General features: G+C 72.4%; 20 protein-coding genes and 1 pseudogene. 7 read left to right on the forward strand and 14 right to left on the reverse strand.

Features of this window, described 5'->3' with window-relative positions; all coding sequences use genetic code 11:
• The first annotated feature begins 117 nt into the window (after nt 1–117).
• On the forward strand, nt 118–681 hold the full coding sequence (locus ABZ810_RS33045) for a hypothetical protein (RefSeq protein WP_358409978.1): 564 nt from the start codon (nt 118–120) through the stop codon (nt 679–681).
• Between the two features lie 80 nt (nt 682–761).
• On the opposite strand, the gene ABZ810_RS33050 is transcribed toward ABZ810_RS33045, so the two are convergent.
• Complete coding sequence (locus tag ABZ810_RS33050) at nt 762–1994, reverse strand: oxygenase MpaB family protein (RefSeq protein WP_358409979.1); 1233 nt, start codon at nt 1992–1994, stop codon at nt 762–764.
• A 203-nt stretch (nt 1995–2197) separates the two neighbouring features.
• Here ABZ810_RS33050 and ABZ810_RS33055 point away from each other — a divergent pair, with 203 nt between their 5' ends.
• Nucleotides 2198–2893: a TetR/AcrR family transcriptional regulator gene (locus ABZ810_RS33055; RefSeq protein ID WP_358409981.1), complete on the forward strand. Its 696-nt coding sequence runs from the start codon at nt 2198–2200 to the stop codon at nt 2891–2893.
• On the opposite strand, the pseudogene ABZ810_RS33060 reads toward ABZ810_RS33055, so the two are convergent.
• Nucleotides 2790–3239: pseudogene (locus ABZ810_RS33060) on the reverse strand (DUF4157 domain-containing protein); the annotation flags it as partial. The gene ABZ810_RS33055 and the pseudogene ABZ810_RS33060 sit on opposite strands and share 104 nt — an antisense overlap.
• 297 nt (nt 3240–3536) lie before the next feature.
• Here ABZ810_RS33060 and ABZ810_RS33065 point away from each other — a divergent pair.
• On the forward strand, nt 3537–4814 hold the full coding sequence (locus ABZ810_RS33065; RefSeq protein WP_358409983.1) for a Scr1 family TA system antitoxin-like transcriptional regulator: 1278 nt from the start codon (nt 3537–3539) through the stop codon (nt 4812–4814).
• A gap of 66 nt (nt 4815–4880) precedes the next feature.
• On the forward strand, nt 4881–5765 hold the full coding sequence (locus ABZ810_RS33070; protein WP_358409984.1) for a 2OG-Fe(II) oxygenase family protein: 885 nt from the start codon (nt 4881–4883) through the stop codon (nt 5763–5765).
• Between the two features lie 19 nt (nt 5766–5784).
• On the opposite strand, the gene ABZ810_RS33075 is transcribed toward ABZ810_RS33070, so the two are convergent.
• The 3 genes from ABZ810_RS33075 to ABZ810_RS33085 form a co-directional block, all read right to left on the reverse strand.
• Nucleotides 5785–7344, reverse strand: coding sequence for a serine/threonine-protein kinase (locus ABZ810_RS33075; RefSeq protein WP_358409985.1), 1560 nt, complete (start codon nt 7342–7344; stop codon nt 5785–5787).
• Between the two features lie 99 nt (nt 7345–7443).
• Nucleotides 7444–7779 (reverse strand): STAS domain-containing protein, encoded by a 336-nt coding sequence (locus ABZ810_RS33080; protein ID WP_358409987.1) that lies wholly within the window; start codon nt 7777–7779, stop codon nt 7444–7446.
• 112 nt (nt 7780–7891) lie between these two features.
• Nucleotides 7892–8743, reverse strand: a complete 852-nt coding sequence (locus tag ABZ810_RS33085; RefSeq protein WP_358409989.1) for a class I SAM-dependent methyltransferase — start codon at nt 8741–8743, stop codon at nt 7892–7894.
• Nucleotides 8744–8993: 250 nt separating this feature from the next.
• On the opposite strand from ABZ810_RS33085, the gene ABZ810_RS33090 reads away from it, so the two are divergent.
• Both ABZ810_RS33090 and ABZ810_RS33095 read left to right on the forward strand, forming a co-directional pair.
• Nucleotides 8994–10097: an SGNH/GDSL hydrolase family protein gene (locus ABZ810_RS33090; RefSeq protein ID WP_358409991.1), complete on the forward strand. Its 1104-nt coding sequence runs from the start codon at nt 8994–8996 to the stop codon at nt 10095–10097.
• Between the two features lie 111 nt (nt 10098–10208).
• Nucleotides 10209–11927: a GAF domain-containing protein gene (locus ABZ810_RS33095; RefSeq protein WP_358410379.1), complete on the forward strand. Its 1719-nt coding sequence runs from the start codon at nt 10209–10211 to the stop codon at nt 11925–11927.
• A gap of 86 nt (nt 11928–12013) precedes the next feature.
• Here the strand turns inward: ABZ810_RS33095 and ABZ810_RS33100 are convergent, their stop codons facing one another.
• The 5 genes from ABZ810_RS33100 to ABZ810_RS33120 form a co-directional block, all read right to left on the reverse strand.
• Nucleotides 12014–13348 carry an MFS transporter gene (locus ABZ810_RS33100; protein ID WP_358409993.1) on the reverse strand — a complete coding sequence of 445 codons (1335 nt, stop codon included), beginning with the start codon at nt 13346–13348 and terminating at the stop codon, nt 12014–12016.
• An 86-nt stretch (nt 13349–13434) separates the two neighbouring features.
• Nucleotides 13435–14538 (reverse strand): FAD-binding protein, encoded by a 1104-nt coding sequence (locus ABZ810_RS33105; protein ID WP_358409995.1) that lies wholly within the window; start codon nt 14536–14538, stop codon nt 13435–13437.
• 447 nt (nt 14539–14985) lie between these two features.
• Nucleotides 14986–15399 (reverse strand): hypothetical protein, encoded by a 414-nt coding sequence (locus ABZ810_RS33110; protein WP_358409997.1) that lies wholly within the window; start codon nt 15397–15399, stop codon nt 14986–14988.
• Nucleotides 15400–15552: 153 nt separating this feature from the next.
• Nucleotides 15553–15999, reverse strand: a complete 447-nt coding sequence (locus ABZ810_RS33115; RefSeq protein WP_358409998.1) for a TIGR03618 family F420-dependent PPOX class oxidoreductase — start codon at nt 15997–15999, stop codon at nt 15553–15555.
• An 87-nt stretch (nt 16000–16086) separates the two neighbouring features.
• A complete protein-coding gene (locus tag ABZ810_RS33120; protein ID WP_358410000.1) occupies nt 16087–17484 on the reverse strand; it encodes an MFS transporter in 1398 nt (465 codons plus the stop codon).
• An 88-nt stretch (nt 17485–17572) separates the two neighbouring features.
• Here ABZ810_RS33120 and ABZ810_RS33125 point away from each other — a divergent pair, with 88 nt between their 5' ends.
• A complete protein-coding gene (locus ABZ810_RS33125) occupies nt 17573–18151 on the forward strand; it encodes a TetR/AcrR family transcriptional regulator (RefSeq protein ID WP_358410001.1) in 579 nt (192 codons plus the stop codon).
• Between the two features lie 25 nt (nt 18152–18176).
• Here the strand turns inward: ABZ810_RS33125 and ABZ810_RS33130 are convergent, their stop codons facing one another.
• The 4 genes from ABZ810_RS33130 to ABZ810_RS33145 are packed head-to-tail and all read right to left on the reverse strand — an operon-like array spanning nt 18177 to nt 21463.
• Nucleotides 18177–18407, reverse strand: coding sequence for an aldo/keto reductase (locus ABZ810_RS33130; RefSeq protein ID WP_358410003.1), 231 nt, complete (start codon nt 18405–18407; stop codon nt 18177–18179).
• An 11-nt stretch (nt 18408–18418) separates the two neighbouring features.
• The gene (locus ABZ810_RS33135; protein WP_358410004.1) at nt 18419–19933 is read right to left on the reverse strand and encodes a tripartite tricarboxylate transporter permease; all 1515 of its coding nucleotides are present in this window, start codon (nt 19931–19933) and stop codon (nt 18419–18421) included.
• 7 nt (nt 19934–19940) lie between these two features.
• Entirely contained in the window at nt 19941–20450 is a 510-nt protein-coding gene (locus ABZ810_RS33140) for a tripartite tricarboxylate transporter TctB family protein (RefSeq protein WP_358410006.1), read from the reverse strand.
• Nucleotides 20447–21463: a tripartite tricarboxylate transporter substrate binding protein gene (locus ABZ810_RS33145; protein WP_358410008.1), complete on the reverse strand. Its 1017-nt coding sequence runs from the start codon at nt 21461–21463 to the stop codon at nt 20447–20449. Before ABZ810_RS33145 ends, ABZ810_RS33140 begins: the two co-directional genes overlap by 4 nt.
• Nucleotides 21464–21525 lie beyond the last annotated feature (62 nt).

Here is a 21525-nt window from a genome sequence, read left to right on the forward strand (position 1 = left end):
GCCGACCCGATCACCGCCTACCTGGCATCGGGCTACTTCGAAAAGATCGCCGCCGAACGTGTCGGCGGCGACCAGGCCGGATGGGGAGCCTGAACCGTTCGGGGCATAATCGGTTCCGTGCGCGTGGGAATCGCCCACCATTTCGGCTGGGCCGTCGCCGTCACGGCATCGGACGATCACCGGGTCGCCGACCGCCGCCGGATCGAGCTGGTCGAGCCCGGCGTGCCCGTGGCGCCGATCCACACCGACGGCAAGTCGCTCGACGACGACGCGGCGTCCGAGTTGGTGGCCACGGTGCGGGCGTCGGCGACGCGGGCGGCGTCGGCCGCGCTGGACGAGCTCACGTCCGCGCTGCCCGCGCCGGTCGTCTCGATGTCGCTGCGCGCCTGGCCCGCAGGCTTCCCCGCCGACATCGCCGTCCAGCGTCGCGTGCCGTACGAGGCGCGCGCCGACTCGGTCATGTACCGCCAGGTGCTGGCCGAGCTCGCGCACGAACGCGGCTGGGACGTGCACCTCTTCGATGCCAGGACCGTCGAACGGCAGGCGGCCGGCATCCTGGCCGGGCGCGCCGACGAGGTCCTGAACGGCCCGCGGAAGACGCTCGGCCCGCCCTGGGGCAAGGATCAGCGCATGGCGCTGGCCGCCACGATCGTGGCGGCCGGGATCAGGACGCCGGCCTGACGGCGGGCCCGGGATCGCGGGGATCCCGGGCCCGGTCGTGCCGCCGTGGCCCCCGCGCCCGGGGGCCACGGACGTCTCGGTCAGTAGTGCGGGTTGTTGGTCACGGGGATCTGGATGCTGATCGGCAGGTCGCCTTCGGACAGGAACAGCAGGGCGCCCAGGCGGAGGATCTCGTCGAAGGCCCAGTAGGCCTTCTGGAGGGCTCCCGGCGCGTCCTCCAGCGAGAGCAGCCCCTCGCGGACGGCGACGAAGGGCTCCCAGGCCGTCTGGAAGATCGGGTCCCACAGCGGGTCCTTGCGGATCTTCAGCCAGCCGGCGATCTCGTCACCGAGCACGTAGCGGGTGAGCGAGCCGAGGATGGGCTTGGTGAGGAGCCCGCCGTCGAGGATGGAGCCGAGGTTGAGGAGCATGTCGGCGAGCTTGATGCCCTCCGGCGTCGGCGCCAGGATCGGGGTCAGGACCTGCTGGGCCTGGGAGTTGGCCTCGTCCCACGACTTGGGGATGTACTCGTCCCTGATGCCGAGCATGTGCGCGCACACCTGCCAGGAGTGCAGGAACGCCTCGGACTCGGCGGCGGGGATGGGCACCTTCCACTTGACCAGGTTCTGCATGACGGTCGTGGGCAGGCTGTGCCAGGTGACCATCATGTCCGCCTGGCTGATGGGGATCTGCTCGTCGGCGACCTTCGACCAGTACGCCGACTTGGGGAGCAGGTGACGCACCCCCGCGTGCGCCAGCCGGGTCTTGACGCAGGTGACGACCATCTCGCCGTCGGGCTTGTAGGCGTTCGACGTGCCGATGTCGTATCCGAGTTTGGCGGTCTTGGTGATGCGGTCCTTCATGTCCGCACCGCCCTTGGAGTAGTACACGGCGCGGGCCTCGCGGGGGATGACCGTGCTCATCATCCCGCTGGCGAAGCCGTAGGTGACGCCGAGGTAGAGGCCGCGCTTCTCGTTGAAGTCGACGGCGGTGGCGAGCTTGCCCTGGTCGGCCCAGGCGGGCATCTGCCTGGCCCGTTCCATGAAGTCGCGCAGGTCGGCGGGGAGCCCGGACGGCAGCGGCTGGCCGTTCTTGGTCCACTTCTTCAGTTCCTTGTTGACCTGGGGCACGACACCCCGGTCGAGGAGGGAAGCGACGAGCTGGTCGGCCTCCGGGTCCCAGACTCCGCGCGGGTCGGCGCCCACGCCTGTGCCCGCCACCGAACCCTTGGGTGACCACGTCCACGCCTGTGCGGGGTTCGCGACGCTCAGCGCGCCGACCGCGCCCAGCGTTCCGCCCGCCACCAGCACGTTACGCCTGCTGGGTTTGTCCATGCCTTCGCTCCTCCTCGGGGCCGAGAGCGTCGATCCTGATACGATGAAACGCATCTTGCGTCCGCGTATCATCGACAGCGAGTCCAATGACAGCACAACGTGTCGGGCATCACAAGACCTGATCGTCGAACCTGATCGTTTCGGCGGCCGTGCGATGGGCGAGGCAGAATGGGTTGGCTCTGGCGGAGAACGAGGAGGAGACCTTGGAACCGGCGCAGTCCTTCCTCATGACGGGCACGGGCCCCGAGTCGCTGCTCGAACGCGCGTACGTCGACGCGGTCGAACGGGTCGACGACCGGGACGAGACCCGCACGCGGATCCTCGACGCGGCCCACGAGCAGCTCTGCCGCATGGGCATCCAGCGGTCGACCATGGAGGACGTGGCCAAGCGGGCCGGGGTCTCGCGGATCACGGTCTACCGGCGGTTCGCCACCAAGGACGCGCTGGTCGAGCAGGTCGTGCTCCGGGAGTTCCGCAAGTACTTCGACGAGTTCCTGGACGACATCGAGCGGGCCAGCGACGCCGCCGAACGGGTGGTGCTGGGCTTCGTGAGCTCGTTGCGCGCCATCCGCGGCAACCCGCTGATCGGCGGCCTGATCACCGCGGAGCCGGATCTCGTCGTCTCCTCGATGATCAACGACGGCGGGCGGACCGTCGCCACCGTGCGCCAGTTCGTCGCGGGCCAGCTGCGCCACGAGCAGCGGGCCGGCACCGTGGCGGACGACCTGGACGTCGACTTCGTGGCCGAGATGATGGTCCGGATCTCCGCCTCCTTCCTCGTGATCCCCAGCCACCTCATCGACCTCGACGACGACGAGCAGCTGGCCGCGCTCGCCCGGCGTTTCCTCGTCCCCATGCTGGATCCCGGCGCCTCCGGCGTCCGCCCGCTCCAGACCTGACCGGCTCGCGGGCACGGCCGGGACAGGCCACCTCCGGCATGAAGTCCCGCGCGGGCAGGACCAGCATCCTGCGTTCGGCGACGAACGCGAGGAAGTCCTCGGTGCCGGGCTTCCTGGTCTCCGCCGGCGGGACGACCCGGGTCTCGATCTCGGCGCCCGGTTCGGGCTTGGGCTGCTGCCGGTGCACGAGCGCGCCCGCGTGCGCGAGCTCGTGGGTCGGCGTGCCGCGCGTGACGCCGTGGCCGAGCACCACGTCGTCCCCGATCGAGTAGGCCGCCGCGGCCAGCCGGACGGTCAGGGCCTCCGCCGCGGGCCCGGAATGCACCCGCACCCGCACCCCCGCGAGCGAGGCGCCGACCGCGGCCCCGCGGTGCGCTCCATGGGCACAGACGCTGCCGCAGGCCCGTCACCACCGCGTCACCGGCCACCGGCGGACTCGGACGTCCGCCTGACCGGGACGGACGTCCCCGAGCGACTTCCAAGGTGGAATGCACGTGCATTCGTCCGTGCATCTGCTCTTGCATATGCAAGTTTGGTCCAGGATGATACATCTCGGACGCCGACGCCTCACCCCGCGCGCGCCGTCCGCAGATCCTGCTTCGTCGGTCGCCAGGAGAGCCGGGACATGGAGATGTCGCCCGCAATGCATCGCACGATCGTGTGCGTCGACGTGGAGGGGTTCGGAGATCGGCGCCGTACGAACTTCGACCAGTGCGCGGTCAGGGCGGCGCTGTACCAGGCGCTCAGCGACGCCTGCGCCGGCTCGGGGGTCGTCTGGCGGGAGTGTTACCGCGAGGACCGCGGCGACGGCGTCCTCGTCCTGGTCCCGCCCGAGGTGCCCAAGAGCTTCCTGGTGGCCTCGTTCCCGGACAAGCTCGCCAAGGCCCTCGCCGCCCACAACCGGACGTCCACCCCGCAGACGCGGATCCGGCTGCGCATGGCCGTCCACGCCGGCGAGGTGCACTACGACACGTACGGCGTGGTCGGCAGCGCGATCAACCTGACCTTCCGCCTGCTGGAGGCCGCCGAGCTGAAGGCCGTCCTCGCCGCCTCCTCCGGCGCCGTTGCGCTGATCGGCTCCGAATGGTTCTTCGAGGAGGTCATCCAGCACAACCCGGCGGCCCAGGCCGAGCGCTACCGGCCCGTCCACGTCCTGGTCAAGGAGACCCAGGCACGTGCCTGGCTGCGCCTGGTCGACGGCTCGTCCGGCGGGCACGCCGCACCCGGAAAGCCGGGACCCACGGTCGCGCGCATGGTCCTCGGCGACCGGCGGCGCGAGCCCGAGCGCGCGGGCCCGGCCTTCCCCACCGGGCAGACCGGGGCGCCGACCTGGACGCACGACTACGAGGACCTCCTGTCGCCCAGGGCCAGGCTCTGCCTGGAGCTGGAACAGTCCGCCGCCCTCATCCGCGGCTACGAGGTGCACGCCGTCCCCGAGCTCCTGCAGACCCCGGACTACGCGCACGCCGTACTCCGGTTCGAGCATCCGCACGATTCCCCGGCGGGCATCACCCGCCGCGTCGACCTCCTGATGTCGCGCCAGCGCACCCTGTACGGCCCCGAACCCTGCCGCCTCTGGGTGATCATCGACGAGGCGGCCCTGCACCGCCGACGAGGCGGCACCGCCGCCATGCGCGAGCAGCTCGTCCACCTCGTCAAGGCCGGTGAGCTGCCGCACATCTGCATCCAGATCATGCCGCTGAGCACGGGCGCCGCCGCCGACGGCACCCTCACCCTCCTGCGCCTCCCCGACCCCGGGCTCCCCGACGCCGTCTATCTCGAAAAGCTCACCCGCGGCCTGCACCTCGACCGTCCCGCCGACGTCGAGCACTACCAGCAGGTCGTGCACCGCCTCTGCATCCTCGCCACGCAGCCAGCCGCCACCAACGAGATCCTCCATCGGATCCTCCAGGACCTCTGACCGCGAGGCCGGGTCATCCAGAGTGCGGACGGGGACGAATCAGCGGCGATGACAAGGAGGTCGCCGATGACCCATGAGCAGATCCCGGCCGTCTCCCTCGACATGGCCGACCACCACTTCGGGGCCGTGCTGCGCGACGGGGCGGCCGAGTTCGGGGCGCTGGAGCTGCGCGACATGGCGGCGCTGCGCGTCCACGCCGCGCACGTGGAGGCGCGGCTGGCGGCGTTCTTCGCCGGCGACGAGGCGGGCGGACGGCGCGCGGACGGCCCCGCCGGGCACCGCGACCGGGGCTGGACCCGCCACCGCGACGACGACGGCGGGCTCGGCTTCGAACGGATCGGCCTGGCACGCTTCGACGACCCCCGGCAGGCGCGCGCCGCGGGCGTCGCCGACCGGTACCTGCCGCTGTTCCAGGACGTCAACGCCTGGCCCGGCGAGCCGCTGCGCGGCGTCGTCCAGCGGTACCGCGACGTCGCCGTCGAGATGTCGGGCGTGCTGCTGGGGAGGCTCACCCGGGCGTGGGGGATGCCGCGGGGCGCCCTGTCCGGCGACGGCCCCGACCACACCCACCTCGCGCTCACCCAGTACTACCCGCGCGCGGACGTCTCCCCGGACGACCCGGCGTTCGCCGCGCGCCGCGACCGCAGCCTGTTCACCCTGTTCACCGAGAACGGCGAACCGGACTGCCTGCGGATCGAGCGGGCCGACGGAGCCTGGCTGACGTACCGGCCCAAGCCGAACGCGGTGCTGCTGGTGTTCGGCACCACGGCCGAGAACCGCACCGGCGGGCTGGTGCGCGCGTGCCGGTACCAGGTCCTGCCGCCGCGTCGCATCACCCGCGTGTCCACCGAGGTCTCCTACCTCCCCAGCCTGGCCGCGCCGGCGCGGGACGGCGCCGCCGAGACGGTGGGCGACGTGCTGCTGGAGGCCATGAGCACCTCGCTGCCCTGACGCCGGGGGCGTGGCCGGGTCAGGGGCGGCGGCGGGCCGGTTTCCGGCGGGTGGCGTCCAGGAGGGCCTGGGCCTGGACGGTCGGTTCGGCGGTGGGGCCGAACGCGCGGAGGCAGGACTGGTGGGCGTGGGCGGCGGCCGCCTCGGCCTCGGCGTTGCGGCCGAGCATCAGCAGGATCCAGCCGATCAGCTGCCGGGTGTCCAGGGTGTCCTCGTGGTCCTCGCCGAGGGCGGTGGACTGGTAGGCCGCCAGCTCCTGCGCGACGTTCATGGCCTCGGCGTTGCGGTCGAGCATGTGCAGCGTCCAGGCCAGGGTGCTGCGGCTCAGCAGCGTCGCGGGGTCGTTCGGGCCGAGGGCGACCTGGCGGTCCGCGGTGACGCCGGTGGCGATCGGCAGGGCCTCCTGGTAACGCTCCAGCATGTAGAGCGTGCGGGAGAGCAGGTGCCAGCTGTCGAGCGTGGCGGTGTCGCGCTGGCCGAGGACGCGGGTCCTGGCGTGCGCGACCGCGGAGACGATCGGGAGCGCCTCGATCTCCCGGTCGAGGTCGTAGAGGGCCTGGGCCACCAGGTGCTGGGCGGCCAGCGCGTCCGGGTGCTCGACGCCGAGGAGGCGGACACGTTCGCGGGCGACGTGGTCGGCCAGCGGGAGCGCCAGCTCGGGGCGCTGCCGGTCGAGGTGCTCGGAGGCGACCTGGTACTCCTGCGCGAGCGGGGCGTCCAAAGCCTGCGCGGGCGGGGGCGCGGGTGCGGGCGCGTCGCCGCGCAGGGCCTCCAGGGCGCGGGTGACGGTGTCGGCGTCGGCGGGGCGGTCGGCCGGATCCTTGGCGAGCAGGTCGAGGACCAGCCGGTCCACGTCCTCGGGAACGGCGGGGTTGACGGCGCGGGGCCCGGACGGGGCGAGGTTGAGGTGCGCGTTGATGAGCGCCGGGACGCCCTTGTCGGTGAGGAAGGGCGGCCGGCCGCACAACATCTGGTGGAGCAGGCAGCCCAGGGCGTACAGGTCGGTACGGCCGTCGATCTCGCCGGTGGAGATCTGCTCCGGGGCCATGAAGATGGGGCTGCCGACCACGGCGCTGCCGGTGAGGCCGGTCGCCGACTGCATGAAGCGGGCGATCCCGAAGTCGCAGATCTTGATCCAGCCGCCGGTGGTGAGGATGAGGTTGGCGGGCTTGATGTCGCGGTGCACGATGCCGCGGGCGTGGGCGGCGGCGAGTGCGCCGCTGATCTTGGCGGCGTGCGCGAGGGCCTCGTCGACCGGCAGGCCCTGCGGCCGGCGGGCGAGCACCTTGACCAGGTCCTCGCCGTCGAGCAGCTCCATCACCAGGTAGAGAAGCCCGTCGTCCTCGTCGATGTCGTGCACGACGGTGATGCCGGGATGCTGGAGCGCCGCGGCGAGCTGGGCCTCCCGGCGGAACCTGGCCACCGCGTCGGGGGCGGCGTCCGCGGCCACCGGCAGGAGCTTGACCGCCACGGGCCGGTCGAGGCGCAGATCCACGGCCCGCCAGACCTCGCCCATGCCGCCCCGGCCGATTCGCACCTCGAGCCGATAGCGGTCACCCAGCACGCGCTGCTCGTACACCACCACTCCTTTCGCGTCCGCACCCAGCATTGAACACGCATGGCATTGAACACGCATGGCATTGAACACGCATGGCGGGGGCAAGGGCGATTCGGGTCCTCAGGCGCGGTGGAGGCCGGGGTGGGTGTCCCAGTGCAGCAGCGCCAGGTGGCGCCAGGTGGTCTCGTTCGCCTGCGCGAGGGTCAGGCGGCCGTCCCGCCGGTGCTGGTGGTCGGCGGCCTGGATGAGGGCGCGCATGCCGGCGATGCCGATGAAGTTCATCGCCCCGGCGTCGACCGTGACGTCGGTGCCGGGCCGGTCGCTGGTCAGGTCCACCAGGGCCCGTGCGAACAGCTCGCTCGTCCGGGCGTCGACGTCGCCCTCCACGTGCAGGAGGGGCGGCGGGCGGCTCATGTTGAGGTGCAGATCACGGGCAGTGGCGCGGGGTTGCCTCACGGGTTCCTTTCACCGGTGGTGGCGCACCGGACGCGGTCGCTTCATCGACCAGCGTGACAAGCGTCCGGCGATGACGCAACGCCCGTGGACCTGACCAGCGCGAACGTGACGGCTAGGTCCGGCGGAGCCAGATGGAGCCGGGCTCCTCCGCCTTCAGGGAGGCGGGGATCAGCGCGTGGTGCTCCTTCCAGAGCCAGGAGGAGAACAGCAGGATCTCCCAGTCCCCGTTGCCGGCCAGGAAGGCGTGCAGGAGGTAGTCCTCGGTCCAGTCGCGCCCCTCCCGCAACCAGGCCGCCGGGTATTCGAACGGCCAGAACACGTCGTGAACGTGCACGACGACGCCCGCGGCCAGCCGGGGCAGCACCTGGAGGAAGAGCCACACCACGTCGGAACCGGCCTTGACCACGTGCGTGGAGTCGATGAACAGGATGTCGCCCGCGCCGAGCGAGGCGTACGACTCCAGCGGAACGTCCTGGACCGGCCTCTCCACGATCTCGACCCGGTCGTCGTCACGGAGCACCGAACGCAGCCGGTCGGCGTACGGCTCCACGCAGGTCAGCTCGACGTCCTCGACCGTGTCGAGCAGCAGCGCGGTCGAATGCCCCGAGCCGATCTCCATCACCCGCCGGGGGCGCAGGTGCCGCGCCATCGCCCGGTAGACGGCCGCGTCGGCGGCGTCGTACATGCCGTTGCCCGGCGCGTAGCGCGGCCCCTCGAACGGCGCGTCCAGCGACGGCAGGAACTCCTCGGCGAGCGCGAGCTGGGCCTCGGCGCGCAGGTCGACTCCCGGCGTCCCGTCGTTCCGGACCGACGGGTCGTCCCGGGCCGACAGCGCGCGTTCGACGTCGCCCGCCGCCGTGAGCGGCGAGTAGAAGTGCCCCGGCGGCACGTAGGGCGGCCTGCTGATCGTGGCGGGCAACGTGCGGGCGACCCGCTTGACGTGGCGCGGCAGGGAACTCCTCATCAACGCTCCTCATCAGGTCGATGCGATCACGAACGCGGGAGCGGGGGAGATCGCCTCACTCTCCCACAGCTCCCCGGCCGTACCCGTGGCCACTATCTGCCGGTAAGTCCGAATCAGAAGGGCCTTGACTTCTTCCTGACTCCCCGCTTCACTGCCTGGCTCGCACACTGGCCGAACTAGGCCAGTAATCACTGGCAAGATTTGTGGGAGGGTGGGAGCCGCGGGGGCCTCCCACGAAGGCGGTCATCACATGCGTTCACGTTTCCGCAGGCCAGGAATCATCGCCGCGCTCAGCCTGGCGCTCGCCGGCGTGATGGTGGCGGCGCCCGCGCCGGCGTCCGCCGCGACCGGTACCGCCACCTGCCAGGGCGGCGCCGCCGAATGGCGGGTCGACTACCAGGTGGTGGACTCGGCGTACGGGCCGGTCCTCACCGCCACCGCGTTCCAGCGCCGCGCGCTCCCGGGCGGGAGCTGGACCGACGCCGCCGCCCAGACCTGGTGGCTGCGCCGGGACAACCTGCCCACCGAGTCCCTCGGCGGCTTCACCCAGCACACCGGCGGTCTCGCGGCGCTCCAGGGCGTCCCCGTGGTGACCTACCTGTCGCCGCGGTTCGTCGCCCCCGACGGGGCGTGCACCGTCTACACCCATCCGTTCGCCAACGGGACGGCCGGGCAGCCCAAGGTCGTCGCCGTCGGCGACAGCCTGACCGCCTCGCTCAACGACGCGAGCTACAACCAGACGCACCTCCAGGGATACATCCAGGGCAACCTCAACGCCGCCGGCATCAGGACCGAGGTCGAGGGCCAGAGCGGCCGCTACTGGCTCGCGCCGCCCGACTCCGGCGGCCAGCCGCGCACCGGGCTCGCGAAGGCGGACCTCGAGCTCCTCGACGAGATCCGCGGCCTCCTCCCGCACGGCCCGCAGGGGTACGTGATCGCGCTCGGCGCCAACGACGCCGGCCAGGTCGCCTGGATCGGCGACGCGGCCCAGCGGCAGGCCCGCATCGACGCCGCCAAGGCCGCGATCGGCCAGTACGTGTCGACGCTGACCGCGGCGGGCAAGTGCGTGGTGTTCATCACGCCGCCCGACAACCTGGCCCACTACTGGGGCTCGGACCCGTGGCTCTACGCCTGGGCCGCCCAGCAGCTGACCGCGGCGATGCGGGACATGGCGAACGCCTCGGCGACCGACCTGATCAAGCTCCAGGACTTCGCCGCGCACTCCTGGAACCATCACAGCTACTCGCCGGGCGATCCGCAGGTCTGGTTCGGCGGCGACGACATCCATCTGAACGAGATCGGCAGGCTCGCCTACACCGGCGAGTTCACCCAGGCCGCGCAGCAGTGCGCCTGACGGGCGCCGTGCGGCGGAGTCTGACGGGCGCCTCCGGGGCGGGGACGAAAGGCGGTCCCTGAGGCGCCGGGGCTGCGGCGGAACGCCGGGCCGGGCGATACTGGCGGCGTGATGTCGGAGAACCAACCAAGCGAGGACCGTGCCCGGCTGGTGCTTCCCCATCTGCGGCTCGATGACCTGCTCGTGGAGCTGCAGACCCGGCTGGAGGCCGTGCGCGGCACGCGCGACCGGGTGCACGCGCTGCTGGAGGCCGTGGTCTCGATCGGCGGCGAGCTGGAGCTGGCCACGGTGCTGCGGCGCATCACCGAGGCGGCCACCACGCTCGTCGACGCGCGCTACGGCGCGCTCGGCGTGATCTCCGAGGAGGGCGAACGCCTGGTCGAGTTCATCACCGTGGGCGTCTCCGACGAGGAGATCGACGCGATCGGGCACTGGCCGCACGGGCACGGCATCCTGGGACTGCTGATCAAGGAGCCGCACGCGCTGCGCCTGCCGGCCATCGCGGCGCACCCGGAGTCGCACGGCTTCCCGGCCAACCATCCGCCGATGCGGCGGTTCCTGGGCGTGCCGATCCGGGCGCGCGACGAGATCTTCGGCAACCTCTACCTGACCGAGAAGAACGGCGGCGGCGAGTTCGACGAGGAGGACGAGGTCGTCCTCATCGCGCTGGCCACCGCCGCGGGCGTCGCGATCGAGAACGCCCGGCTCTACGAGCAGACGCGGCGCCGGGAACGGTGGCTGGAGGCGTCGGCGGAGGTCTCCACGGCGCTGCTGTCGGGGACCGACCCCGGACGGGTCGCCGAGCTGGTGACCAGGCGGGCGCGCGAGGTCGCCGAGGCCTCGCTGGCGACGATGGCGGTCGCCGACGAGGCGCGCGGTGAGTTCGTCGTGGTGGCGGCCGAGGGCGAACGCGCCGCCGACCTGCGGGGACTGCGCGTCCCGATCGAGTCGACGGCCTCGGCACCGGTCTTCCGGGGCGGCGGCTCGCGGCGCCTGGACGACGGCCGGGAGGAGGCGGCGCGGGCGGGCGGCCTGCCGGACCTGGAGGTCGGGCCGCTGCTGATCGTGCCGCTCGGCGTCGGGACGGCGGCCCGCGGCGTGATCTCCGTGGCGCGGGCGCCGGGCCAGGTCCCGTTCGACGAGGCCTCGCAGCGGCTGCTGGAGGCGTTCGCGGGCCAGGCGGCCATCGCGCTGGAGCTGGGCGAGCGGCGCAACGACGCCGAGCGCCTGGTGCTGCTGGAGGACCGCGACCGGATCGCCAAGGACCTGCACGACACGGTCATCCAGCGGCTGTTCGCGACCGCGATGATGCTCATGAGCGCCATCAAGATCACCGAGAGGCGGGACGTGGCGGTCCGGGTCCAGCGCGCCGTCGACGACCTGGACGAGACGATCCGCCAGATCCGTTCGTCCATCTTCGCCCTGCAGACCCCGCCCGAGGCCAGGCAGACCCTCCGCGGCCGGCTGCACGAGGTGGTCGACAGCGCCGCGGGGAGCCTGGGCTTCGCGCCCTCGGTGCGGCTGGACGGCCTGCTCGACACCGCCGTGCCCGACCACGTCGGCGAGCACCTCCTCGCGGTCGTCCAGGAGGCGCTGTCCAACGTCGCGCGGCACGCGCGGGCCCGCCGCGCCTCGGTGGCGATCGACGTCGCCGGCGAGCTGACCCTGCGCGTCGAGGACGACGGGACGGGAGTCCCCGAGGGCGGTCGCCGCAGCGGCCTGGCCAACATGGAGGCCCGCGCCGCCGACCTGGGCGGCACGTTCTCCATCGGCCCGCGCGAGGGCGGCGGCACCGTTCTGACCTGGCAGGTCCCGCTCCCCGGCGCCTGATCCGGCGACCGACGCCGTACTCTCCCCAAGGCCGCCGGGGCCGGCGACCCGGCCACGTTCGCCGACCCGTCCGAGCCGACGCCGGCCTAGGTCAGGGTGAGCTCGGGCGGCGGCGCGTCCTCGTGCGGGCGGATGCGGGTGCGGACCACCAGCCCGTACGCGCACACGGCGAGGCCGAGCGCGCCGACGACGGCGAACGGCGCGGCCGGGCGCCAGTGGTCGAACAGGTAGCCGCCCAGCAGCGAGATGCTGAGGATCCCGGCGCTGCCGCACAGGGCGAAGACGCCGTACGCGGAGCCGCGCACGTCCTTGGGCGCCTGCTGCGCGAGCAGGGGGCCGCTGGAGACGATCCCGGCGACCTCGCCGAGCCCGATCGCGACCGCCACCGGGATCATGCCGGGACCGAGCGGGTCGGAGATCAGCAGCGCGGACAGGTAGGCGCAGCCGGCGATCGCCAGCGCCATGACGACCGCGTTCTGCCGGCTCATCCGGTCGCTGAGCCGGCCGAAGATCGGCGCGCCCACCAGCGCGGCGGTCTGGGCGATCGCGACCGTCAGGCCCGCCCGGGCGACCGCGTCGGCGTTGCTCATGCCCGCCACGTCCCGGGCGTGGTCGTGCACCCAGAGGGCGAGGAAGCTGCCGACGATGGCCAGGTCGGCGCGGGACACGAACGCGGCGCCGTACGCCAGCGCGACGCCGGGGTCGCGCGCGGCCCGCACGCCCTGGCCGACCAGCGTGGTCAGCGGGACGCGCCGGTCGACGGCGCTGATCCGCAGCGGTGACAGGGTGCGCGCCAGGATCACCGCGAGCGCCAGGATCAGGGCGCTCACCAGGGCGAAGGCGACGCGGGCCGCGTTCACCTGGTCGAGGCCCATGCTCTCGAACGCCGACGGCAGCCGGACGAGCAGCAACACCGAGCAGACCGCCCCGAGGCCGTTCATGATGCCGTTGAGGCCCGCCGCGCGGCCCCGGAACGCGGGCGCGGCGTAGTCGGCGATGATCGTGCTGAGCATCCCGGTGAGCGCCGCCGCCCCGAGCGCGAAGACGACGCGGAACGCCAGCAGCACCATGACGTGCCCCGCGAACGGCATCAGCAGCAGGCCGGCGGCGCAGATCGCGAACCCCGCGACCATCACCGGCCGCCGCCCGACGCGGTCCGCCAGCGCCCCGTAGAACGCCATGGTGCAGACCAGCACCGTCTCGGCGGCGACGTTCAGCCAGCCGACCACCACGCCCCGGCCGTCCTCGGAGTACCCGAACAGGTCCGACAGGAGGTAGGGCGTGACGGCCGGCACGAACGTCAGCGTCGCGATGACCGCGAACGAGGCCAGGAGGCACGCGGCCATGTTGGTCCGGGTGATCCCGTCGGCGAGCGTGAGGCGGGCGAGTCGGGCGGGCCGGTCGGCCGTCTCATGGGACAACGTCGCCTCCAGGCGTCACGGTCAACGTGTTCCGTATATGGAAACAGTGTTTCCCTTCGTAGGCAAGGGGTGGGACGGGGGCGACGTCAGAGATCGCGGGCGGCGACGTAGCCGAACGTCATGGCCGGGCCGATCGTCGAGCCCGCCCCCGCGTAGCTGCGGCCCATGACCGCGCTGGAGCAGTTGCCCGCCGCGTACAGGCCCGGGATGACCTGGCCGGAGGTGTTGAGCACGCGGGCACGGGCGTCGGTCACCATGCCGCCCTTGATCCCCAGGTCGCCGGGCACGATCTTGAGCGCGTAGAACGGCGGCAGCAGCGGTGCCAGGCAGGAGTTCGGCCGGATCGCGGGATCGGTGAAGTAGTGGTCGTACGCGCTGTCACCGCGCTTGTAGTCGGTGTCGCGGCCGGTGACGGCGAAGCCGTTGAAGCGTGTGTAGGTGTTCCAGAACGCGGCCCTCGGGACCCCGATCTTGTCGGCGAGGGCCGGGATGGTGCCCGCCCTGAAGGCCGCCCCCGCCGAGTACCACGAGTCGGGGAACGGGAAGGTGGGCGCGAGGTCCTTGAACAGGTACCGGTTGCGGTAGTTCTGGTCGACGATCAGCCAGCACGGGATGGCGTCCTTCTCGTACATCACGTGGACGACGTCGCTGTAGGGCGCGGCCTCGTTGACGAACCGCCGTCCCTGCCGGTCGACGATGAACCCGCCGGGGAGCGTGCGCTCGGACAGGCAGAAGTACGGCTCTCCCGGCGTCGGGATCGCCGGGCCCCACCACGCGTCGTCCATCAGCGACAGCCGGGCGCCGGCCGCGAGCCCGGCCAGGATGCCGTCGCCGGTGTTGGAGGCGGCGCCGACAGTCCAGTCGGTGCCGATGGGCTGCTCCTGGTACTGGTCGCGCATCGCGTCGTTGTGCTCGAAGCCGCCGGAGCACACGATGACGCCCCGGGTGGCGGTGATGGTGACGGGCGTCCGGTTCCGGTTCACGGTCACCCCGGTGACGCGGCCCGCGCCGTCGTGGAGCAGGTGCGTGAGCGGGGCGTTCAGCCAGACCGGCACGCCCGCGTTCGCCAGGCCCACTCGCAGCCCGCCCGCCAGCGCCTGCCCCATCGTGAGCGGCTCCTTCCCCGCGAGGACCGCGTTGGTGTAGCGGGCCACGGTGCCGGCGGAGACCGCCGTGCCGCGCGCGTTCACCGCCGCGATGTTGAGCCACCGGTACTCGTGGCTGTAGATCGAGACGCCGTCGGGCGTGGGGATGTACGGCGGTCATCCCGGCCGCGCCCGAGCCGACGACGACCACGTCGTACGACTCGGCGAGCCGGGCACGGGAGGAGGTGGACGCGTCCGCCGGATGCGGGGTGATGACGACGCCGGCCATCGAGGCCAGCGCACCGCCGAGGACCTGACGCCGGGTGGGCTGAACGGGCATGAGCGGCTTCCCTTCGACGCGGGGTGGGGGTCGGCACCTCGCGCCCAGTGCCACTCGCCACGACGGCCACTCATGTGACCGCCGTCACACCCGTGAGTGTGGGGCCGGGAGATCTCGTTGTCAACGAGCGCTCCCGGACGCCGGAAGGCCCTCTTCGCGCGCCATTCCGGCAGATGCCGAACTCGCCCGCGAAGAGGACCCATGGGGCCCGCTCAGGCGGGGCCGTAGTCCAGCGTGTAGAGCGCGTCGTCGAGGTTGAAGACCAGGGTGCCCCGGTCGCCCTCGATCGTGTCGGAGCCGAGGTGGTCGTCGGCGTCCGGGAAGTCGGAGTCGTACAGGGAAATGGTGTCGCCCGTCTTGGCGAGGCGGTTGACCGGCCGGGTGGCCGGCGCGTTGTGGTCGCAGTCGATGGAGTCCGCGGACGACCACACGGTCTGCCCGTTGATCTGGATGTAGACCTCGTCACCGCCCGAGGTGTCCTCGGTCTCGTAGCAGGTCAGCGTGTGCATGTTGACGCTCGCTGCCCGGACCGCGGCCGGTGCCGCGGCCGCCGGCACGGCGCCGCCGAGCAGGGCCATGGTGAGGGCGAACGCGCCGAGGGCCGAACGGCTGGCGGAATATCTCAATTCCCGACCTTTCCATTTTGGTGAGCTGGTTCGAGCCTTTCAATGCTCGCCATCGCGCACGATGGTGTCAACCATTGAATTGCCGCCTTCGCTGCACTTCACGGAAATGTCATAAAGGTCAGATACAAGGAATTTATGCTCTTTGTATGGCGCTCACGCCGGATTGGAGTAGACGCGGGTGGGGGAGACGAGGACGGCCGTCCGGCGCTCGTCGCGCATCGCCCGGTCGTAGGCGTCCCAGTCGTCGTGGGTGCCGCCGGCCGCGGTGAAGATCTCGCGGAGAAGGAGGCGGAACCGCTCGCCGTCGACGTCGGGGTGGGGGTCGTCGGGCCCGATCAGCTGCGCCGGACCTTCGGCGGTGGTCCACTGCCAGCCGGCTCGCACGACGACCGCGATGGTGGGATCGGCGCGCAGGTGCGCGAGTTTGCGGGTGCCGCCCGCGGCCACGAAGGCGACCGCCGGGGCGCCGGTGAGGGGGTGGGGGAGGACGCCTGCGTTGACGACGGTGGTGTGGGGCGTGCCGTCGGCGCGGAGCGTGACGACGACGCTGAGGCCGTGATCGAGCGTTACCAGCTCGGTGAACGTTGCCAGATCGGTCATGGTCGTATTCTCCATCGGCCGGCGCCGAGCGCCACGTCCCGGCGAAAGCCGGGGTCACCGGGACGTGGGGCGGTCGTGGGGGATGGATCAGGACGGGGCGTGGTCGTGCGACCGGGGGCGGCCGGGGGTGAGCGCCGCGGCGGCGAGGGCGCCGGCGGCGGCCGCTACGGCGGCGACGGTGAACCCCCGCGTGAAGCCGTCCAGCGTCGTGCCGATCAGGCTCGCGGCGGCGACGCTGGACACGACCGCGGCGCCGAGGGAGGCGCCGAACTCGTGGAAGGTGCTGACGATGCCGGAGGCGATGCCCGCCTCGTGCGGCGCCACCTGGCCGAGCGCGGTCGCCGAGGCGACGACGAACAGGGCGCCGGTCCCGGCGGCGGCCACGGACACGCCGGCCACGACGCTCACGGTGTCCAGCGTGAGCGCGGGCACGGTCATCCCGGCGGTGGCGACCACCAGGCCCGCGACGGCCAGGACCCGCCCGCCCCAGCGGGCGATCAGGCGCCCGGTCAGGTCGGCGCCGGCCATCGTCGCCAGCGCCACCGGCAGGAACAGCAGGCCGGTCTGCCAGGCGCCGTAGTCGCGGGCGTGCTGGAAGTAGAACGTGCCGAGGAAGAACACCGCGATCATCAGCGCGGTGGCCATCACGATGAGGAACGCCCCGGTCGCCACGGGCCGGCGGACCAGCAGCCGGACGTCCATCCGCGGCGAGCGCGCCCGCCGCTGCCACAGCACGAACAGCAGGTAGCCGACGGCGGCGGCCAGCACGAGCCATCCGGTGAAGGCGGTGAGCCACCCCCGTTCGCCCGCGGCGATGAGGCCGTAGATCAACGACGTCGAGGCGGCCGTCACCAGGACCGCGCCGAGCACGTCGAGCCGGGGCCGGCCGGCGGGCCGGGGCGAGGCCGGCAGCAGCACGGTGAGCACCGCGGCGATCGCCAGCCCGATGGGCACGTTGACGTAGAACACCCAGGGCCAGCCGGGGCCGGCGGTGAGCAGCCCGCCGATGAGGACGCCGAGCGCGGCGCCCCCGCCGCCGAGCGCGGACCACACGCCCAGCGCCTTGTTCCGTTCGTCGCCGTCGAAGAGCGCGACGACCAGTGACAACGCTGCGGGCGACAACAACGCCGCGCCGACGCCCTGGGCGATGCGGCCGCCGATCAGCATGCCGCCGGAGCCGGCCAGCCCCGTGACCAGCGACGCCGCGCTGAACAGCAGCAGCCCGGCGAGCACGACGGGCTTGGCGCCGATCAGGTCGGTGAGCCGGCCGCCGAGCAGCATCAGGCCGCCGAAGGCGAGCGTGTACGCGCTGACCGTCCAGGCCAGCGCCTCCCGGCCGAGTTCGAGGTCGGTCTCCATGTGCGGCAGCGCGATGGCCACGACGGTGACGTCGAGGATCAGCATGAGCTGGGCCACGCCGAGGAAGCCGAGGATGCGCCAGCGCGCCGGGTGTGGGGACGCGAGCGGTCCCGCCTGGTGGGTCATGGTCCCTCCAAGACCTTAATTCGTACATCGATGTACGAGTTGTGACCCACTATAAGCCGTATTCGCGTGTACGAGTTAAAGTGCCGTCATGGCCGCACCCGAAGCCCGTCCCCGACGCCGAGCCGACGCCGAGCGCAACATCGCCCGGATCGTCACGGCCGCGCGCACCCTGCTGGGCTCCAACCCGAACGCGACCACCGACGACATCGCGCAGGCCGCGGGCGTGGGCCGGATGACCCTGTACGGGCACTTCCGCACCCGGGCCGACCTGGTCGAGGCCGCCCTGATGGACGCGCTGAGGGTGGGGGAGGAGACGTTGTCGTCGATCGACCTGAGCGGCGACGCCGACGCGGCCATGATCCGCCTGCTGGCGTCGAGCTGGCGGCTCGTGGCGGAGTCGGCGTCGCTGCTGACCGCCGCCGAGGACGTGCTGCCGCCCGGGCGGGTGCGCGAGCTGCACGCCGCGCCCGCCGAGCGCATGACCGAACTCGTCCGCCGCGGGCAGGAGCAGGGCGTCTACCGCACCGACCTGCCCGCCGAGTGGCTGGTCAGCGTCGTGCACTACGTCCTGCACGGCGCGGCGGCCGAGTCGAGGGAGAAACGCCTGGCCGCGCCGGACGCCGCGGACGTGGTGACCAGGACCGTCCGCCCGATGCTGATCGGCTAGCGGCGGCGCGGCGCCGTGCCCGCCGTCAGCCGGCGGCGTCGAGCGTGCGGCACTGCTCCGGCGTCAGTTCCAGGTCGACGGCGGCCAGGCTCTCGTCGAGCTGCGCCACCGAGGAGGCGCCGACCAGCGGGATCATCGGGACCTCGCCGCCGGCCATCCAGGCGAGCACGACCTGCCCGGCGCTGCCCCGGTCTCCTCGGCGACCTGCCGAAGTGCCGCCCGCCTCCACGGTCAGCCCGATGGTGCGGTGTCTCATCGACCGAAAGGCTAGACCACGGGCGTCTCGTCGGGGGTGCGGGCGGCCTGGCGGTCGCGGACGACGCGCAGGGCGGGGACGGCGACGACGATGACGAGGAACGCCGCGAAGAGGGACGCCGACAGGGGGCGCTGGAAGAAGCCCAGGACGTCGCCGTCGAAGACGCGCATCGAGCGGCGGAACGAGGACTCCAGCAGTTTGCCCAGCACGAACGCCAGCACGAACGGGCCGGGTTCGAAGCCGAGCTTCTTCATGCCGTAGCCGAGCAGGCCGAGCCCGATCACCAGGAACATGTCGAAGGCGTTGTTGCGGAGGCTGTAGACGCCGATCATCGTGACGAGCACGGTGAGGGGCGCCAGGATGCCCGGCCTGACCCTGAGGACCCGGACGAAGAGGCCGATGAGCGGGATGCTCAGCAACAGCAGGAGGACGTTGCCCAGGTACATCGAGTTGACGACGCCCCAGAACACGTCCGGATGGTCGTTGATGAGGGCGGGGCCGGGTGCGATCCCCTGGAGCAGCAGTGCCCCGTACAGGATGGCCATGGTCGCGTTGGCGGGCAGCCCGAGCGTGAGCAGCGGGATGAACGAGGAGGTCGCGGCCGCGTTGTTGGCGCTCTCGGGACCGGCGACGCCCTCGATGGCGCCCTTGCCGAACCGGGACGGGTCCTTGGCCGAACGTTTCTCGACGGCGTAGGCGACCAGCGACGACATGGTGGCGCCGCCGCCGGGCAGCACCCCCAGCACAAAGCCGACGACCGAGCCGCGCAGGATCGCCCAGCGGGAGGCTATCCATTCCGGCCGGCCGGGCACGGCGCGGCCGAACGGCAGGACGCCGCCCTGGGCGCGGTGCCGGTGCTCGAGGTTGTAGAGGATCTCGCCGACGCCGAACAGCCCCATCGCGACGATGACGAAGTCGATGCCGTCGGCGAGCTGGTCGCTGCCGAAGGTGAAGCGGGGCGTGCCGAGCAGGGGGTCGAGCCCGACGGTGGCGAGCAGGAGGCCGGCCGCCGCGGCGGCGACGCTCTTGACCAGCGTGCCGCTGCCGAGCGTGGCGACCATGAAGATGCCGGTCAGGGCCAGCACGGTGTACTCGGGCGGCCCGAACTTCAGCGCGAACTCGGCGACGACGGGCGCGACCAGGGTCAGCAGCACGATGGACGCGGTGCCGCCGATGAACGAGCTGATCGCCGCGATCCCGAGCGCAGGGCCCGCCTTGCCCTGCCGGGCCAGCCGATGGCCGTCGATCACGGTGACCGCGGTGGAGGCCTCGCCGGGCAGCCGCAGGAGCACCGAGGTGATCGTGCCGCCGTACTGGGCGCCGTAGAAGATGCCCGCGAGCATGATGATCGCCGAGGCCGGCTCGATGTCGTAGGTGATCGGCAGCAGGATGGCGATCGTCGCCGCCGGTCCGAGGCCGGGCAGCACGCCGATCAGCATCCCCAGCGTCACGCCGAGCAGGCAGTAGAGCAGGTTCTGCGGCTCGAAGACGACCCCGAAGCCGGAGATCACGGGATCCAGGTCCATGCGCGTCTCACGATCCGATCAGGTGCGGGAGGGGCACCCCGAGGGCGGTGATGAACAGCAGGTGGGCGGCCACGGTGGCGAGCACCGCCACGACGGCGGTGGTGATCCACTTCTCCCCGCCCAGGAACCGCAGCCAGCCGGCGAGCAGCAGGACGGTGGGGATCTCGAAGCCGACCAGCTCGAAGAGGAACGTGTAGGCGGCCAGGCTCGCCGCGCCCAGGGCGACGGCCGCGGTCCCGCGCGTGAACGCCTCGGTGTCGGCCGTCCCCCGGGCCGTCAGCGCGCCGCGGACGATGACGGCCCCCGCCGCGACGAGGAGCACCGCGACGAACGCGGGCCACAGGCCGGGGCCGGGCTCGGTGAGCGAGCCGAGCCCGAGCCCGACCGCCGGCCACAACGCCGCGAGGCCGATCAGGGCCGGGACCGCCCCGGCCGCCACCGCCAGGGCGGGGCCGCCCTGGCGGGGCTCGTCAGCGGGGAGGCCGTCCGGGTCCCGCCCGTCCAGGTCCGCCGTCACTGGGCGGCACCCAGCTTCAGGCCGTACCGCTGGGCCAGCGCGGCGTACTGCGCCGCGGACTCCTTGATGTGCTGGCGGGCCGCGTCGTCCGAGACCTCCCAGCGCTCCATGTAGTTGTCCTGGAGGAACCTGCCGTACGCGGGGTCCTTGCGCGCGGCGGTGAACGACTCGTCCAGCTTGGTGGAGACGGCGGCGGGCAGCCCGGCCGGGGCGATGACGAACCGGCGCTGGTCGACGACCACGTCGTGGCCCTTCTCCTTGGCCGTGGGGACGTCCGGCAGGAACGGGCTGCGCTGCGCGGAGAAGATGGCCAGCGCCCGGAGCTTGCCGGCCTTGATCTGCTCCATGGTCTCGGCGAGCGAGCCCGAGACCGCGTCGACCTGCTTGCCGAGCAGGGCGGTCACCGCGGGCGCGCCGCCGTCGAACGGCACGTCCCGCGCGTTCGCGTTCGCCGCCTTGAACAGCAGGGCCTGCGACAGCTGCCCGCCGGTGCCGACGCCCGCGGTGCCGTACTTGATCGAGGGCGCCTTGAGCAGGTCGTCGAGGGTCCTGTGCGGCGACGCGGAGTTGACGACCAGGACGTAGTCCTCCTCGGTCAGCGTCGCGACGACCTCCATCTTGTCGGGCTGGATCGCGGTCGCGTCCTTCACGGCCAGGGGAGTGATCGCGAACAGCGACTTCACCGACAGGGAGATGTTGTAGCCGTCCGGCGGCGACGCCAGGACCTCCTTGTTGCCGACCGCGCCGTTGGCGCCCGGCTTGTTGGTGATGACGACCGACTCGCCGAGCGGCTTCTCCGCGGCCTTGGCGACGGCGCGGCTGATCAGGTCGCTGCTGCCGCCCGCGGCGAACGGGACGACGAACGCGACCGGGCGGGTGGGGTAGCCGTCGCCGGCCGCCTCCTTCCCGCCCTTCACGCCGCCGCAGGCGGTGGCCGACAGGACGGGCAGCACGAGCAGGGTGAGCAGCGTCCGCCGGCGCGGGACGCGGGGGAGTCGTGGGGACTGGTTCATGACGGCTCCTCAGGGGGTGAGGGGTGGGTGGGACGTGCCGTCCGCGAGCGCGGCGCGCGGCC

The organism is Spirillospora sp. NPDC047279, assembly GCF_040643285.1.
GTDB lineage: Bacteria > Actinomycetota > Actinomycetes > Streptosporangiales > Streptosporangiaceae > Spirillospora.

Bases quoted from the DNA above. Each gene is read 5' to 3' on its own strand.
- ABZ810_RS33050 (WP_358409979.1), bottom strand. From the start codon at position 1,994: ATGGACAAACCCAGCAGGCGTAACGTGCTGGTGGCGGGCGGAACGCTG.
- ABZ810_RS33065 (WP_358409983.1), top strand. From the start codon at position 3,537: ATGCATCGCACGATCGTGTGCGTCGACGTGGAGGGGTTCGGAGATCGG.
- ABZ810_RS33070 (WP_358409984.1), top strand. From the start codon at position 4,881: ATGACCCATGAGCAGATCCCGGCCGTCTCCCTCGACATGGCCGACCAC.
- ABZ810_RS33085 (WP_358409989.1), bottom strand. From the start codon at position 8,743: ATGAGGAGTTCCCTGCCGCGCCACGTCAAGCGGGTCGCCCGCACGTTG.
- ABZ810_RS33090 (WP_358409991.1), top strand. From the start codon at position 8,994: ATGCGTTCACGTTTCCGCAGGCCAGGAATCATCGCCGCGCTCAGCCTG.
- ABZ810_RS33095 (WP_358410379.1), top strand. From the start codon at position 10,209: ATGTCGGAGAACCAACCAAGCGAGGACCGTGCCCGGCTGGTGCTTCCC.
- ABZ810_RS33115 (WP_358409998.1), bottom strand. From the start codon at position 15,999: ATGACCGATCTGGCAACGTTCACCGAGCTGGTAACGCTCGATCACGGC.
- ABZ810_RS33120 (WP_358410000.1), bottom strand. From the start codon at position 17,484: ATGACCCACCAGGCGGGACCGCTCGCGTCCCCACACCCGGCGCGCTGG.
- ABZ810_RS33125 (WP_358410001.1), top strand. From the start codon at position 17,573: ATGGCCGCACCCGAAGCCCGTCCCCGACGCCGAGCCGACGCCGAGCGC.
- ABZ810_RS33130 (WP_358410003.1), bottom strand. From the start codon at position 18,407: ATGAGACACCGCACCATCGGGCTGACCGTGGAGGCGGGCGGCACTTCG.
- ABZ810_RS33135 (WP_358410004.1), bottom strand. From the start codon at position 19,933: ATGGACCTGGATCCCGTGATCTCCGGCTTCGGGGTCGTCTTCGAGCCG.
- ABZ810_RS33145 (WP_358410008.1), bottom strand. From the start codon at position 21,463: ATGAACCAGTCCCCACGACTCCCCCGCGTCCCGCGCCGGCGGACGCTG.